General features: G+C 71.2%; 14 protein-coding genes. All 14 read left to right on the top strand.

All coding sequences use genetic code 11. The annotated features are described in order from the left end of the window. The first annotated feature begins 415 nt into the window (after positions 1 to 415). Positions 416 to 1,459, top strand: a complete 1,044-nt coding sequence (locus AC5020_RS16335; RefSeq protein ID WP_464989054.1) for a carbohydrate ABC transporter permease — start codon at positions 416 to 418, stop codon at positions 1,457 to 1,459. Further along, entirely contained in the window at positions 1,456 to 2,382 is a 927-nt protein-coding gene (locus tag AC5020_RS16330; RefSeq protein ID WP_377017698.1) for a carbohydrate ABC transporter permease, read from the top strand. Before AC5020_RS16335 ends, AC5020_RS16330 begins: the two co-directional genes overlap by 4 nt. 154 nt (positions 2,383 to 2,536) lie before the next feature. Further along, positions 2,537 to 3,934: an ABC transporter substrate-binding protein gene (locus AC5020_RS16325; RefSeq protein ID WP_377793482.1), complete on the top strand. Its 1,398-nt coding sequence runs from the start codon at positions 2,537 to 2,539 to the stop codon at positions 3,932 to 3,934. After that, on the top strand, positions 3,931 to 4,797 hold the full coding sequence (locus AC5020_RS16320) for a glycerophosphodiester phosphodiesterase (protein ID WP_464989053.1): 867 nt from the start codon (positions 3,931 to 3,933) through the stop codon (positions 4,795 to 4,797). The genes AC5020_RS16325 and AC5020_RS16320 overlap by 4 nt, the downstream gene beginning before the upstream one ends. A gap of 66 nt (positions 4,798 to 4,863) precedes the next feature. Next, positions 4,864 to 5,628, top strand: a complete 765-nt coding sequence (locus tag AC5020_RS16315) for a glycerophosphodiester phosphodiesterase (RefSeq protein ID WP_464989052.1) — start codon at positions 4,864 to 4,866, stop codon at positions 5,626 to 5,628. Positions 5,629 to 5,678: 50 nt separating this feature from the next. Then, on the top strand, positions 5,679 to 6,470 hold the full coding sequence (locus tag AC5020_RS16310) for a glycerophosphodiester phosphodiesterase (protein ID WP_464989051.1): 792 nt from the start codon (positions 5,679 to 5,681) through the stop codon (positions 6,468 to 6,470). A 174-nt stretch (positions 6,471 to 6,644) separates the two neighbouring features. Then, positions 6,645 to 7,418, top strand: coding sequence for a CPBP family intramembrane glutamic endopeptidase (locus tag AC5020_RS16305; protein ID WP_464989050.1), 774 nt, complete (start codon positions 6,645 to 6,647; stop codon positions 7,416 to 7,418). 36 nt (positions 7,419 to 7,454) lie between these two features. Continuing rightward, positions 7,455 to 7,841, top strand: coding sequence for a hypothetical protein (locus AC5020_RS16300; protein WP_464989049.1), 387 nt, complete (start codon positions 7,455 to 7,457; stop codon positions 7,839 to 7,841). 12 nt (positions 7,842 to 7,853) lie between these two features. Next, positions 7,854 to 8,066 carry a helix-turn-helix transcriptional regulator gene (locus tag AC5020_RS16295; RefSeq protein ID WP_377017683.1) on the top strand — a complete coding sequence of 71 codons (213 nt, stop codon included), beginning with the start codon at positions 7,854 to 7,856 and terminating at the stop codon, positions 8,064 to 8,066. A 157-nt stretch (positions 8,067 to 8,223) separates the two neighbouring features. Beyond that, the gene (locus tag AC5020_RS16290; protein WP_464989048.1) at positions 8,224 to 9,276 is read left to right on the top strand and encodes an ABC transporter substrate-binding protein; all 1,053 of its coding nucleotides are present in this window, start codon (positions 8,224 to 8,226) and stop codon (positions 9,274 to 9,276) included. Continuing rightward, entirely contained in the window at positions 9,273 to 10,964 is a 1,692-nt protein-coding gene (locus AC5020_RS16285; RefSeq protein ID WP_464989047.1) for an ABC transporter permease, read from the top strand. Before AC5020_RS16290 ends, AC5020_RS16285 begins: the two co-directional genes overlap by 4 nt. Positions 10,965 to 10,968: 4 nt before the next feature. Beyond that, positions 10,969 to 12,153 carry an ABC transporter ATP-binding protein gene (locus AC5020_RS16280; protein ID WP_464989046.1) on the top strand — a complete coding sequence of 395 codons (1,185 nt, stop codon included), beginning with the start codon at positions 10,969 to 10,971 and terminating at the stop codon, positions 12,151 to 12,153. A 244-nt stretch (positions 12,154 to 12,397) separates the two neighbouring features. Beyond that, on the top strand, positions 12,398 to 14,872 hold the full coding sequence (locus AC5020_RS16275; protein WP_464989045.1) for a molybdopterin oxidoreductase family protein: 2,475 nt from the start codon (positions 12,398 to 12,400) through the stop codon (positions 14,870 to 14,872). Continuing rightward, on the top strand, positions 14,869 to 15,351 hold the full coding sequence (locus AC5020_RS16270; protein WP_377017673.1) for a hypothetical protein: 483 nt from the start codon (positions 14,869 to 14,871) through the stop codon (positions 15,349 to 15,351). The genes AC5020_RS16275 and AC5020_RS16270 overlap by 4 nt, the downstream gene beginning before the upstream one ends. Positions 15,352 to 15,541: the final 190 nt, after the last annotated feature.

Raw genomic sequence — 15,541 nt, 5'->3', positions numbered from 1 at the left:
GATGACGCCCCGGTGAAGCGTGGGTTCTCGGACAGTTGGCCAGAACGCTCCGTCGCGGAACTTTCCGTGCAGGGGGGGTGAACATCCGAGGAACCGACCGCCCGACGGGCACCCGTCGGGCCCGCCGACCCCGGTGCGCCGCGTTGGTGGGAGCGCTCCCACCTGCGCGGACAGTCCACGTTCACGAGCGGTTCACCGGGCTCGACGGGCAGTGGCGCGCGGGCCGGGGGCTCTTTACGGTGAGGGCCGTCGACGCAGCAGCGCAGTCATCCCGTGCCGGGCATGGCACCAGCGCGGCGGATGCGCCGCACCGTCCCTGGTTCACGCTGACCGCCAGGTCACGCCGCGACCACCTCTCACGTGAACGTCCGCCCCCGCGGACACCTCCACCCAACAGGAAGGTGGGAGCGCTCCCATGACACTCGCCGTGCGACCGCAGCCCCCGTCGGACCCGTCGAACCCGTCGGTTCCCGACCGGGCCGGCACGTTGGGCGGCGTCACGGGTACGGGATCGGCCGGCAGCGGGACGCGAGGCACCACGCTGAGGAGCGAGGAGCGCCGGCGCTCACCCCAGCGCCGCCGCCGGGTGCGCCGCGACGCACTGCTCTTCGGCGCGCTGATCGCCCCGAACCTCATCGCGATCATCGTGTTCTCGTACTATCCGGCGCTGTACAACATCGGCCTCAGCTTCGCCGACTGGGACTTCGTCGCCCCCACGCCCGAGTTCGTGGGGCTGGAGAACTACCGCGACCTGCTGACCGACCCGGGCTTCCTCCAGATCCTGCTGAACACCCTGATCTTCACCGGCGTCAGCGTGGTCGGCTCCATCATCGGGGGCCTGCTGCTGGGCAGCCTGCTGGCCACGAAGGTGCCGCTGACCGGTTTCGCCCAGACCATGGCCTTCGCCCCGCACATGCTCCCCGGCGCCGCGGTCGGCATCCTGTGGCTGTTCATGTTCGACCCCAACTACGGGCTCTCACGCTGGGCGTTCTCCCTGTTCGGCGCGGCATCGCCGGACTGGACCACTACCTCCGACTGGTCGCTGTGGGCGATCACCATCGCCTACACCTGGCAGCGCCTCGGCTTCGTCACCGTCATCTGCTACACCGCGATCCTCGACCTGCCGAAGGACCTCTACGAGGCGGCCGCGCTCGACGGTGCGCACGGGGTGAAGCTGTTCCGCCACCTGACGCTGCCGCTGCTGAGCCCGATCACGTTCTTCCTCTCGATCACCGGCGTGATCTCCGCGGCTCAGGCCTTCGACATCATCTCGATCATGACGGGCGGTGGGCCCGGCATCTCCTCGTCGACCCTGAGCTGGATGGTCTACGAGGAGGCCTTCAAGAACTTCGACATCGGCACCGCGTCCGCGGCCGCCACCGTGCTGCTGGTGATCCTGCTGATCATCACCTACGTGCAGGTCCGCTACGGCGAGAAGAAGGTGAACTACGACTCATGAGCACCCTGAGCACAGAGCCGGCACAGGCCTCCACGATCCCGCAGGCGGCCGACGGGACCAGCCGCCGGGCGGACCTCAACGCCGGTCGCCGTCGCGGACCGCGCCGCCCGGCGTGGCTGACCGGTCTGCTGATCGCCGCGGTCGTGGCGACCATCGGAGTCTTCATCCTGCCGCTGTACTGGCTGTTCTCCTCGTCGCTGAAGCCGCACGAGCAGATCTACTCCTGGCCGCTGCAGTGGATCCCGACGCAGGTGACGCTCGAGAACTTCCTCGACGCGTGGAACGCCGCGCCCTTCGACCGGTTCTTCCTGAACTCGATCATCACCACCGGCGTGGGCACCGCCCTGGAGATCTCGCTGGCGATCCTGTGCGCCTACGCGTTCGTGTTCGTGGACTTCCGGTACAAGAAGATCGCCTTCGCCCTGATCGTCGCCTCGATGATGCTGCCGGGGCACGTCACCCTGATCGTCAACTACATCACCGTGGCGAACCTGGGCTGGCTGAATTCGTACGCCGGGATCATCCTGCCCGGCGTCGCCAGCGCCTTCGCGATGTTCCTGCTCTACCAGTACATGCGCACCATCGACAAGGACATCCTCCAGGCCGCGGAGATCGACGGCGCCGGTCACATCCGCCGGATGCTCACGATCGTGGTCCCGCTGTCCAGCCCCATGATCCTGACCTGCACGCTGATCGTGATGGTCAGCAAATGGAACGAATACGTGTGGCCCCTGATCGTCACCAGCACGGCCAACATGCGCACTCTCCCCATCGGTCTGCTGTTCCTGCGCACCCAGGAGGGCTACTCCAACTGGGGCGTGATCATGGCCGGCGCCGTGTTCGTCTCCCTCCCCATGCTCGTCATCTTCTTCCTCGCCCAGAAACGCATCATCGGCGGCCTCGCCGCCGGCGCCATGAAGTGACGCCGCGCCAATCCTCGGCGCCGGCCCTGCCCGCCGCCGGAGCCCTCGAACCTGCACACCACCAGAGCCCTGTGCTCCGACCCTGCCCCCCGGCCGGATCACCCGTGCCGGCCCTCGACCGCCAGCTGCACACCCTCACCAAGGAGCGATTGACATGTCCCGTCTGTACACCCCCTCGTCCCAGTTCTCCCGCCGCCGCATGCTCGGCGCCCTGGGACTCGGCGCCGGCGCCGCGGGCCTCGCTGCCTGTGGTGCCCCGGCCGGCGGTGACAATGCCGAGAGCAACCTGCGCGAGGGCTTCTCGCAGGCCGATCTGACCATCCCCGAGGGGTACGAGGGCCGCACCCCGATCCTGTTCTGGGCACCCTGGACCGGCGGCATGTTCGACGTCCTGACGGGCCTGTTCGACGAGTTCAACGAGTCCCAGGACGAGATCGTCGCGATCGCCGAGTCCGTCGGCGGCTACGCGGATCTCAATCAGAAGTTCACCGCGGCGCTGCAGGCCCGCGCCGTGCCGGACATCGTCTGCTTCCCCGAGATGCAGTGGCTGCAGTTCTACTTCTCCGACGCCCTGGTTCCCCTGGACGGCTACTTCGACGACGAGTGGAACCTGGACACCTACATCCAGAACTTCGTGCCCGAGTCCAAGGCCGCCGGTGAGACGTTCCTGGTGCCTTTCGCGCGCTCCACCCCGTTGTTCTACTTCAACAAGACCCGCTACATCGAGGCGGGGCTTCCCGAAGAGGGGCCCAAGACCTGGGAGGATCTCGCGGAGTTCGCCCCGGAGCTGGCGAAGATCGAGGTCGACGGCCGCCCGATGTCCGCCCTGGCCTTCAGCTCGGACGACGCGTGGCACGGACAGGCCGACATCTGGGGCTTCGGGGGCGCGAACTCCAACCAGGACTTCGAGGTCACGATCAACGACGAGGCCGGCGTCGAGTGGCTCGAGTGGCAGCGCAAGTTCGTCCACGAGGACGGCTACGCCTACCTCGCGCAGGACCCGGGCACGGACTTCAGCGCCGGGGTCAGCGCCGGCAAGCGCGGCTCCACCGCAAGCCTCACCGGCACCACGGAAGCCGCCGACTTCGAGGTCGGCGTGTGCTTCATGCTCTCCAAGGAGGGTCAGGAGGCGGCCGTGCCCACCGGCGGCTCCGGCCTGTCCATCGTGCGCGCCGAGTCCCAGGACCGTCAGGACGCCTGCGCTGAGCTGTTCCGCTTCCTGGCGGGCCCGGAGCAGTCCGCCACCTGGCACATCGGCACCGGGTACGTGCCGATCGTCCAGGCCGCTGCGGACACCGATCGCGTCAAGGAGAACGTGGAGAAGGATCCCAACTACGGCGTCGCGCTGGATCAGCTCGAGATCGCCCGCACCGCCGACTACACCAACTGGTTCCAGGCCGCGGTCACCGAGATCTCCGCCGCCCAGACCAAGGTCTACGGCGACAACACGCCCGCCCAGGAGGCCCTGGACGCCGCCGCCACGTCGCTCCAGGAGATCCTCGACGACAATCGCGAGGACATGGAGTCCGTCGAGTTCGAGGGCTGGAAGTGACGGCGACGACGGCCGGCGACGGTTCGGCTCCCACCCCGAGCGCCCCGGCTGCGCAGCCGGCCGCGACGGAGCTCTCCGCCACGGTCTCCTCGGCCCCGGGGGCGGCTGCTCCTCGGATCCCGCAGATCGTCGGCCATCGCGGCGCGGCAGCGGTGGAGCCCGAGAACACCCTGCTCTCCTTCCGCCGCGGGATCGCCGACGGATCGGGCCTGCTGGAGTGCGATGTCCACCTCTCCAGCGACGGGGCCGACGCGGTCATCCACGACGCCACCATCGACCGCACGGCCGAGGAGGAGTCGCCGCTGCACACCGGTGCGGTGGCGGATCTGACCCGTGCCCAGTTGGACCGGGTGCTGGTCGGGAAGGGTGAGCACATTCCCACGCTCACCCAGGTGCTGGAGGCCGCGACCCGAGAGGACGGCACACGTGTGCCGCTGCTGGTCGAGATCAAGGCACCCGCCGCTGCGCAGCTGGTCGCCCGGATCCTCACGGAGTTCTTCGAGGACGGCGACTGGGAGGATCCGTCGGCCGCCCCGGCGCAGATCATCTCCTTCCACCCCGAGGCGCTGCGCACGGCGAGGACCGAGGCACCGCGCATCCCTCGCCTGCTCACCACCACGGCCACCTCGACGGAGTTCTTCGAGACCGCCGCGGAGCTCGAGGTGGCGCAGATCGGGGTGCGGATCGCCGACGCCCGCCAGGCCGACGTCGACCGCGCCCGGGAGCTGGGCGTCCAGCTGAACCTGTGGACCGCCCGCTCCGAGGAGGAGCTGGCCCGGGCGCTGGAGCTGGGCTGCGACACGATCACCGTCGACGACCCGGCCTGGGCGACGCGGCTGATCGCCGAGCACACCGGCGGTTGAGACGCAGCGGCAGTGCCCACCCGCTGGGGTGCTGCCGCTGCCGCTCCCGAGCGGAAGGATCCCCCGATGGCGCACCGCGCGCCCCTGATCGTCGGCCATCGCGGCGCCGCCCGCGTCGCGCCCGAGAACACCCTGGCCGCATTCCGGCGCGGGCTCGCCGACGGCGCCGACATGCTCGAGTGCGACGTGCACCTGTCCAGCGACGGTCTCGACGCGGTGATCCACGACGCCACGGTCGACCGCACCGCGCAGCGGGACTCGCCCCTGCGCACCGGCGCCGTCGCCGAGCTGACCCGCTCCCGGCTGGACCAGGTGCTGGTGGGGGAGGACGAGCACATCCCGACCCTCTCCGACGTGCTCGATGTCGCCGGCTCCCCTCCGCGCGGGCCGGGCGCGCCGGCACCGGTCCTGGTCGAGATCAAGGCCATCGCCGCCGCCCGACGGGTCGCCGCGATCCTGCTGGACCGGTTCGGGGATGACGCCTGGGATCGTCCCGTCCCGCCGGCGCGCATCATCTCCTTCCACCCCGAGGCGCTTCGCACAGCGCACGAGCGCGCCCCGGCCGTCCCGCGCGGATACCTCGCTCGCGAGCTCAGCGAGAGTGTGCTGGAGGAGGCGGCGCAGCTCGAGGCCGCGACCCTCGCCGTGCGTGCGTCCCAGCTGCGCGCGGGCGACGCTGACCGGATCCGCGCACGCGGGATTGTCCCTACCCTGTGGGGTACCCGTACCGACGAGGAGGTCGCCCTGGCCCTCGATCTCGGGGCGCCGTGGATCGGGGCCGACGACCCGGCCCGCATCCGCCGCGTGGTCGAGAACCAGCTGGGCCGCTGAGCGGCAGGGCACAACCGCACCGACGAGAACAGACCCGACCCAGGAGAATCATGTCCGAGCACCACGCACCGCCGGCAGCACCCTCCCCGCCGCCAGCACCCTCCCCGGCGGCAGCGCCCTCCCCGGCGGGAACTCCTGCTCGCCCAGCGATCGTGGGCCACCGCGGTGCCCCCGTTCATGCCCCGGAGAACACGCTGGCCGGGTTCCGCCGGGCCCTGGAGGACGGGGCGCAGCTGCTCGAGTGCGATGTGCACCTCAGCGCCGACGGGCACGTGATGGTCATGCACGACGAGAGCATCGACCGCACCGCGGACCCGGCCTCCCCGCTGCGCACCGGCGCGCTCGGCGACCTGACCCGAGCCGAGCTGGATCGGGTGCTGCTGGGCGACGGCGAGAGGATCCCGACGCTCGAGGACCTCCTGGAGATGACCACCGTGCCGGTGTTCATCGAGGTCAAGGTGGCACCGGCCGCGCAGGCGGTCGCGGCGATCCTGCGCGACCTGCCGGCCGGATCCCCGGCTGCGCGCTCGACGGTGATCTCCTTCCACCCCGAGGCGCTCGCCGAGATCCGCCGCGCCACCGATACCCCGGTCTCCTACCTGGTGCGTCAGGTCGACGAGCAGGCTCTCGAGACGGCCCGGGAGTTCGGCGCGGCCGGGATCGGCCCGTGGATCGGCGGCCTGTCGCTGCGGGCGGCGGAGGCGGCTCGTGCGGCCCGCCTCGCGGTGAACCCGTGGACGATCAACACCCCGCAGGAGCTCGCCGTGGCGCGGGCCTGCGGCGTGGACACGATCACCACGGACGACCCGGCATGGGTGCTCGGGGAGCTCGAGACGTCCTGAAGCCGGGCGCCCGAGCGGCTCCAAGCAGGCCCTCGCGCTGCGCGGTCCCCGGGAGCAGTGTCTGATGAGAACCCGTTCCCAAGTGCGGACCCGCCCTGAGGTAGGTCAAGGGGTGTTGACAAAAGGCGTCAAGATCCCTTGACTCTGATGTCAAGGTACCCATACATTCGTCGTATGGATACAGCGACTCCGGCCTCCGGGCCGTTCCGCCCACCTGTGACCGCCGATCCGACCTCAGCCCCCTTTCCGTCCCAGGACGCCGGCGCCCAGCAGACCCCCGGGCTGCGCATCGCCGGGGTGCTCGCCGTGCGACCCGTGCTGATCCTGCTCCTGGGCCTCGGGCTCCTGGCGGCGAACCTCTCCCTGCTCTACGCCAACGCCCTCGTCGTCATCGTCGACCTGCTCGCCCTGGGGATCGTGGCCCGGGCGATGCACGCCGAGGGGCGCCGGCTGCGTGACCTCCTCGGTCCGTGGCGCTGGGTCGACCTCGCCTGGGGCGGGTTGCTGCTGATCATCGTCGTGGTCGGATTCCTGGCCTCGAACGTCGTCGCCAACCTCATCGTTTACGGTGGCGCGCCGCCGAGCCCGCAGACGACTCCGTCGATCCCGCTCTGGGTGGGGTTGGTCGGATTCCTCGTCGCCCCGCTGACCATCGCGGTGTCCGAGGAGGCCGTCTATCGGGGCTACGCGCAGCCCCGCCTGCAGCCGGCTCTCGGACGCATCGGTGCCCTGGTCATGGTTGCCGTCGTCTTCGCGCTCCAGCATGTCGGGTTCGCTCTGACCTCCGCCCCGGATATCGCGGCAAAGGTTCTCTCCACCCTGTTCGCGGGACTGCTGCTCGGGGGGCTATGGCTGTGGATGCGCCGGCTGATGCCGCTCGTGCTCGCCCACTGGGGCCTGGATCTGCTGCTGCTGGGACTGCCCACGCTCGCTGTGGCTCTGCTCTGACCCGGTCCACCGCACCTCTCGTCCGAAGGAGTTCCCATGACCACCTCCGCCCGCTCCCGTGCCAACCGTTCCTTCGCCCTCCGCTTCGTCGCCGGAGCGGTCCTCTACGGCCTCGCCCTCGTCCTCGCGGGCTTCTCCGCCGACATCGGCGTGCCCGCCTGGCTCCCCGCCCTCCTGGTACTCCCTGCCGTCGGCCTCATGGCCTGGGCGAACATCGAGATGTACCGCAGCGGCGACGAGTTCGAGAGGCGAAAGATCGCCGAGGCGATCCTGCTGGCCTTCGTCATCGCGACCCCGCTGATCCTGGCCGTCGGGGTGCTGCAGTTCTACCTGCTGCCGGAGCTGAACTGGATCTTCGCCTTCTCGATCCTCATGCTCGGCTGGATCGCCGGGACCATCGTCTCCGCCGTCCGCTACCGCTGAGGGGGCCCGGAGATGCGCAACGACATCAAAGCCCGACGCACCGAACGCCGCTGGTCACAGGCCGAGCTCGGCGCCGCACTCGGCGTCTCCCGCCAGACGGTGATCGCCATCGAGAATGGCCGGTACGACCCGTCCCTGCCGCTGGCCTTCCGGATCGCCGCCGAGTTCGGCGCCCCGATCGAGGAGATCTTCCATCCCGACGACGAGGCGGACGGCGGCAGCTGAGGAGCGTTGCGGGGCGGCGCCGGCGCGTACCGGCTCGACATTCCGGTGTCGCCCCGCGTTCACCGCCTCGCCACGGCGGCCTTGCCCGGCGCCCGTACCGTCGGCGGCTCAGCGAACCATCCCTGCACTCCCTGAGCCCCTAGAAAGGTCATCTCCCGTGACCACTCGTCGCACCGCCCTCGCGCTCCTCGCCTCCACCACCGCAGCCGCCGGCCTCGCCGCCTGCTCCGAACCGGCCGACCCGGACGCGGCCGCCGGTGACGCGGGGGCCTCCGACGCCGGCGGAGGCGAGTCCACCACCATCACCCTGTACACCTCGGAGCCCCAGGCCAAGATCGACGAGCTGATCGCCGCGTTCAACGAGGAGCACCCCGAGATCACCGTCGAGACGTTCCGCGCCGGGACCGGTGACCTCAAGGCCCGCATCGACACCGAGAAGGAGACCGGCGCGGTCGGCGCCGACGTGCTCATCGCGGCCGACGCCCCCACCTTCGAGGGCTACAAGGCCGAGGACCTGCTCGCCCCGTACGAGCCCGCCGAGGAGGACGCGCTGCTGCCCGAGGTGCTCGATGCCGACGGCTACTACGTCGGCACCCGCATCATCCCCACCGTGATCATGGTCAACACGAACGAGATCACCGAGCCGCCCACCAGCTGGCAGGAGCTCACCGGCGAGCAGTACCGCGACCAGCTGGTGATGCCGAACCCCGACGTCTCCGGCGCGGCCGCCTACAACGCCGCTGTGTGGCTGGCCGACGATCAGCTCGGCGAGGCCTGGCTCAGCGACCTGGCCGCCAACAATCCCGTGATCGCCGAGTCCAACGGGCCCACCTCGCAGGCGGTCGCCGAAGCCGCCCAGCCCGTCGGCATCGTCGTGGACTACCTCGTGCGCGACCTCGCCGCCGAGGGCTCCCCCGTGGAGGTCTCCTACCCCTCCGAGGGCGTGCCCTACATCAGCCAGCCCGGCGCCATCTTCGCCGACTCCCAGCACCCCGAAGCCGCCGCCACCTTCCTCGACTTCGTCGTCAGCACCACCGGCCAGGAGCTCGCCGTCGCCCAGAGCTACCTGCCGGTGCGCGAGGACGCCGGCACCCCCGAGGGCGCACCGGCCATGGCCGATATCGCCCTGATGACCCCGGAGGCCGAGGCGGTCACCACCGACCAGCAGGCCGCCGCCGTCGACACCTTCAACGGGATCATGGGCGGGTGAAGCCCGCTCTGCTCAACACCCCCGAGCGGACATCGCACTCGCCCGCCCCGGATCGGGCGGTCACCGTCGCGACGCTGCCGAACGGACCGCGTATCGGACCGATCGCTCTCAGCCGGCTGGCCGTCTGGCTGCTGCTGGCCGGCCTCGTCGCCGCGCCGCTGGCGATGGTGGTCTCGCTCGCCCTCGGCGACAACCACGCCGACCTGCTGCTGCGCGACGGCATCGCCCGCGCGACGGTCAACAGCCTGGTCACCTCGGGCCTGTCGGCCGCCTTCAGCGTCGTGATCGCCCTCGTGCTCGCACTGGCGCTGGAGCGCACCGACCTGCCGGGACGGCGCTGGATCCGCCTGCTCTCGCTGAGCCCGATGCTCATGCCGCCCTTCGTCGGCGCCATCGCCTGGAGCGGGCTGCTGGGCCCCGGCGGCTCACTGAACCAGCTGTTCGGCGCGCCCCTGTGGGACATCCGCGGCGGCGACGGGGTGACGTTCCTGCTGACGGTCCACTCGGTGCCGCTGGCCTACCTGATCATCGCCGGCGCCCTGCACCGGGTCCCTGCGGCCCTCGAGGAGGCCGCCCGGATCTCCGGCGCCGCGCCCTGGCAGGTCTTCGCCGACGTCACCTTCCGGCTGCTGCGCCCCGCGGTGCTCTCGGCCTTCACGCTCAACGCCGTCTCCGCGCTCGGCGACTTCGGCATCCCCGCCCTGCTCGGGCTGCCCGAACGCTTCTACACCCTCTCCACGATGGTCTACCGGTACATCCAGTCCGGCACCGTCGAGGCCCCGCTGCAGGTCTCCGCCCAGATCGGACTGCTGCTGATGACGCTGGGCATCGCCGGCGCCATCGCGGACTACCTGGCCACGCGCCGCGTCGGCAGTGAGCTGACCGGTGACGGGACCGGCAGCATCCTGCGCCTGGGCACCCTGCGCGTGCCGGCGGCCGCGGTGATCGCCGCAGCGGTGCTGGCCGTGACGATCCTGCCGCTGCTCGGGCTCGCCCTGCGCGCCCTGGTGCCGGCGCCCGGCATCCCCCTGACGCCCGGTACCGCCACCCTGGAGAACTTCACCACCGCCCTGACCTCGCCGAACTCTCAGCGCGGCATCCTGAACTCCCTGCTGCTCGCGGCAGGGGCCGCCCTCGCCACGACCGTCCTCGGCACCGTCATCGGTATCCTGACCACCCGCACCCGCTCCCGGGACAACGCCGGGATGCTGGTGGCGACCCTGCTGCCCCAAGCCATCCCCGGCACCATCATCGCCGTCGGCTGGCTGATCCTGGGCCGGTACACCGGGCTGTACAACACGCGTGAGCTGATCCTGCTCGCCTACATCACCGCGTTCACAGCCATCGTGGTCCAGGCCGTGCGCGCCCCGCTGGCCGGCACCCCCACCGCGCTGGAGGAGGCCGCCCGGATCTCCGGCGCCACCCGCGGCCGCGCCCTCGTGGATGTCGCCGGCCGGCTCGCCGTCCCCGCGGCCCTGACCGGTGGCCTGCTGGTGGCCCTGACCGCCGTGCGGGAACTGACCCTGTCGGCCCTGCTGCTGGCCCCCGGTGCGCAGACCCTCGGGGTCGTCATCTTCAACCTCCAGCAGGCCGGGGACTACAACTCCGCCTCCGCCCTGTCCCTCCTCGTCGCCGTGGTGGGCCTGACCGGTCTCGCACTGGTCGGGACGTCCCGCCCCCTGAGGTGAATGAATGTCCAGCCTGACCTGCACCGACCTCAGCCTCACCTACCCCGGCGGCACCCGCGCGCTGGACCGGGTCTCGCTCGCCGCGGCCGACGGGGAGTTCCTCGCCCTGGTGGGCCCCTCCGGATCCGGCAAGACCAGCCTGCTGCGAGCCATCGCCGGATTCGTCCAGCCCGACGCCGGCACCATCACCCTCGGCGAGACCACCGTCTCCGGAGCCGATGCCTGGGTACCGCCCGAGCGGCGCGGCCTGGGCATGGTCTTCCAGCAGCACGCCATCTGGCCCCACTGGTCGGTCGGCCGCAACGTCGACTACCCGCTGCGGCGCACCGGCCTCGCGGCGACCGAGCGGCGCCGGCGCACGGAGCACGCCCTCGAGCTGGTGGGCCTGGCCGAGTACCGCGACCGCAACCCCGCGACCCTCTCCGGCGGGCAGCGCCAGCGGGTCGCACTCGCCCGCGCCCTGGCCGCCCGGCCCCGGGTGCTGCTGCTGGACGAGGCGCTCTCGGCGCTGGATGAGCCGCTGCGCGCCGCGATGCGGGTCGAGATCCGCATGCTCGCCGAGCGGGAGGGCCTGACCGTCGTGCACGTGACCCACGACCGCGAGGAGGCGCTCGCCGTGGCCGACCGGGTGGCCGTGCTCGATCACGGCGCCCTCCAGCAGGTCGGAACCCCTCAGGAGCTGGTCGAGGATCCTGCGACCTCCTTCGTCGCCTCGTTCCTGGCCGACGCCACCCTGCTGGACGTCGTGCCCGCCGGCGACGAACTGCGGCTGCGCACGGGCGGCCACCGCGTGCCCGTCGGCGTGGTGCGGACCATGAGCGCCGACGGTCCCGACGGTGCGAGGGCCGACGCTCCTGCCGGCACGAGGGCCGACGCTCCTGCCGGCGCGGACGCCGACGGTCCGGGCAGCGCGAGGGCCGACGATTCCGGCAGCGCCGCGCGGCCCGCCACCGGCCACGTCCTGGCCGTGCTTCCCGAGGAGGTCCGTCTGCGCGCCGACCCGGAGGGGGAGGGGCACGTCGAATCGAGCCTGTTCACGCGCACCGGCGCGCAGGTCCAGCTGACCTGGCACGGGCAGCCGCTGCAGGCACGCGTCCCGGAGCGCGGCCTGCGCCGGGGCGACCGCGTGGACGTCCGCGTCGGCCGGGCGCTGCTGTACGGCGGGGCCGGCGTCGCAACCGCTCCCTGACCGCCTGCCGCGCCGTCGGGTGCGGCGACCGGCACCGCCGTCGGATGCGCGGACCGAGCCGCCGGATGCGCCGACCGGACCGCGCGGCCAGACCGCTCAGCCGGACCGCTCAGCCGGACCGCTCGGAACACCATCATCCTTGTCGGCCGAGCGCCTCCTGCGTAGGGTCCGCCGCAGAGGGACAGCGTGTGCGAACGGCGTCCGGGTCACAGTCGTGCGGGCGTCGGCGAGCGGAAGGAACTCGATGACGACCAGGGACACGGACAGGATCGCCGAGCCATGGGGGCAGCGTACCCCGTACGGACCAGGTCAGACGTGGCCCGTGCGCGTGGACACGCATCTGGCCGAAGGGGTGACTGCGGCGGACGTCGACCGCTGGGTCCAGGCCGCCTCCATCCTCCACTCCAACGGCGACGCCCTCGATATCGCGGTCAAGGACGACCGGATGGTCGGCGTGCGCGGCAGGGCGGAGGACCGCGTCAACCACGGCCGCCTCGGCGTCAAGGACCTCTACGGCTGGCAGGCCAATGCCTCGGGGGATCGACTCACGCGGCCGCTGATCCGCGAGGACGGCGAACTGGTCGAGACCGACTGGGACACGGCGATGGACCGCGTGGCCGGCCGTACCCGCGAGCTCCTGGACGAGCAGGGGCCCAGTGCGATCGGCTTCTACACCACCGGCCAGCTCTTCGCGGAGGAGTACTACACCCTCGGACTCCTGGCCCACGGCGGGATCGGCACCAACCACGTCGACGGCAATACACGGCTGTGCACCGCGACCGCCGCGGCCGCGCTGAAGGAATCCTTCGCCTGCGACGGCCAGCCGGGCTCGTACACCGACATCGACCACGCCGACGTGATCGCCCTGTACGGGCACAACATGGCGGAGACCCAGTCGGTGCTGTGGATGCGGATCCTGGACCGCCTGGAGGGGCCGAACCCGCCGCAGCTGATCTGCGTGGACCCGCGGCCGACGAAGGTCGCCGAGCACGCCACCGTGCACCTGGCACCGCGACCCGGCACCAATGTCGCCCTCATGAACGCCCTGCTGCACGAGATCGTCACCCATGACTGGGTCGATCACGACTATCTCGACGCGCACGCGGTGGGCTACGACGAGCTGAGCAAGCGCGTGCGCGAGTACCCGCCGGAGGTCGCCGCCCGGATCTGCGACATCCCGGCCGAGCAGATCCGCGAGGCCGCCCGCCTCCTCGGCAGCGCCGAGCGGCTGCTGTCGACCGTGCTCCAGGGCTTCTACCAGTCCAACCAGGCCACTGCTGCGGCCGTGCAGGTCAACAACATCCACATCGTCCGCGGCATGCTCGGTGCCCCCGGTCGCGGCATCCTGCAGATGAACGGTCAGCCCACCGCGCAGAACACTCGCGAGTGCGGCGGGGACGGTGACCTGCCGGGCTTTCGCAACTGGTCCAACGACGCCCACGTCGCCGACCTCGCGAAGGTGTGGAACGTGGACCCGATGTCCATCCCGCACTACTCCCCGCCCACCCACGTCATGCAGATGATGCGCTACGTGGAGGAGGGCTCGATCAAGCTGCTGTGGGTCAGCGGCACCAACCCGGCGGTCTCGCTGCCCGAGCTCGCCCGCATCCGCTCGATCCTGCAGCGCGAGGGACTGCTGCTGGTGGTCCAGGACATCTTCCTGACCGAGACCGCCCAGCTGGCCGACGTGGTCCTGCCCGCCGCCACCTGGGGCGAGAAGACGGGGACCTTCACCAACGTCGACCGCACCGTCCACCTCTCCGAGAAGGCGATCGATCCACCCGGCGAGGCGAGGCCCGATCTCGACATCTTCGTCGACTACGCCCGTCGCCTCGACCTGCGCGACAAGGACGGCGGCCCGCTGGTGCCGTGGACCGAACCGGAGGAGGCCTTCGAGGCGTGGAAGGAATGCACCCGCGGGCGGCCGTGCGACTACACCGGCATCACCTACGACAAGCTCCGCGGCGGCTCGGGCATCCAGTGGCCCTGCAACGACGAGCACCTCGAGGGTTCCGAGCGCATCTACCAGGACGGGATGTTCTGGGCCGACCCGATGTACTGCGAGAGCTACGGCCGCGACCTCGTCACCGGTGCCCCGCTGGAGCCGGACGAGTATAAGTCCATGAACCCCTCCGGCAAGGCGGTGCTGAAGGCGGCGGCGTACATGCCTCCGCACGAGCTGCCCAGCGCCGAGTACCCGCTGCAGCTGATCACCGGGCGCACCCTGTACCACTTCCACACCCGCACCAAGACCGGACGCGCGCCGCAGCTGCAGGCCGCGGCTCCGGAGGTCTGGGTCGAGATGTCCGTCGGCGACGCCGACCGGGGCGGCTTCACCGAGGGAGATCTGGCCCGCATCACCACACCGCGGGGCGTGGTGGAGGCCGCGGTGCGCATCACCGGGATCCGGGACGGCGTGCTGTTCCTGCCCTTCCACTACGGCTACTGGGACACCGATGCCGGGCACGAGCCGGACGCGGCCGGCCGCGCCGCGAACGAGCTGACCATCACCGACTGGGATCCGGCTTCCAAGCAGCCGATCTTCAAGACCGCGGCCGCGCGGATCGAGCTGGTCACGGCCGGTTCCGGCCCGTCTGCCCCGGCGCCGACGACGACCGCGTCCGCCTCGGTGGCGCGGACCCGGACCACCGGGACGCCGACGGCCGGTGGCCCGGCGGCGACCGCGAGCGAGAGCATCGAGACGGAGGGGGCACGATGAAGATCGGACTGGCACTGGCGGAGCTGCACCGTTCGGAGAACAACCTGGCACGGAAGCTGCTGCACATCTCGGAGCGGCACAAGGTCGACCACGAGATCTACCACCTGGGGCAGGATCTCGCCCGCTGGTCCCAGCGGCACGTGCGGGAGCTGGCCGAGATCGCCCCGCAGTTCGGCCAGCAGCTGGATCCCGAGCCCGCGGGGGAGCATCCGCTGCGCCAGAAGCTGCGCGAGCGCAGCAGCGACCTGCTGGGCCGGGACAGCAAGGTTGGCCTGCTGCTGCTGGTCGACCTGCGCGAGACCTACACGATGGCCGCGGGCGTCTCGGCCGACTGGGAGATGCTCGGCCAGGCTGCGCAGGGCATCAAGCACGCGGAACTGCTCGCGCTGACCAAGCGCTGCCACCCGGATAACCTGCGGCAGATGCGGTGGGCCAACGGGAAGCTCAAGGAGTCCTCCACCCAGGTCCTGGTGAGCTGAGGACGAGCTCCGGCGGGAAGCAGGTAGGCCGGCGGCCCCGGCGGCTCGGCCGCGCCTGCCGATCCGGCCGCCCCGGGGTCCCGGGGTCCCGGGGTCGCGGGGCCTCGCGCAACTTCGTGGTCCGGTGCGCGACCTGACGGCGCTCAGGCGGGGTGACTCGGCGCTGGCCGCCATATAGTTGCATTCCTTC

The organism is Brachybacterium sp. SYSU DS0246, from assembly GCF_059391765.1.
This window is presented reverse-complemented; position numbering and strand designations above follow the sequence as displayed.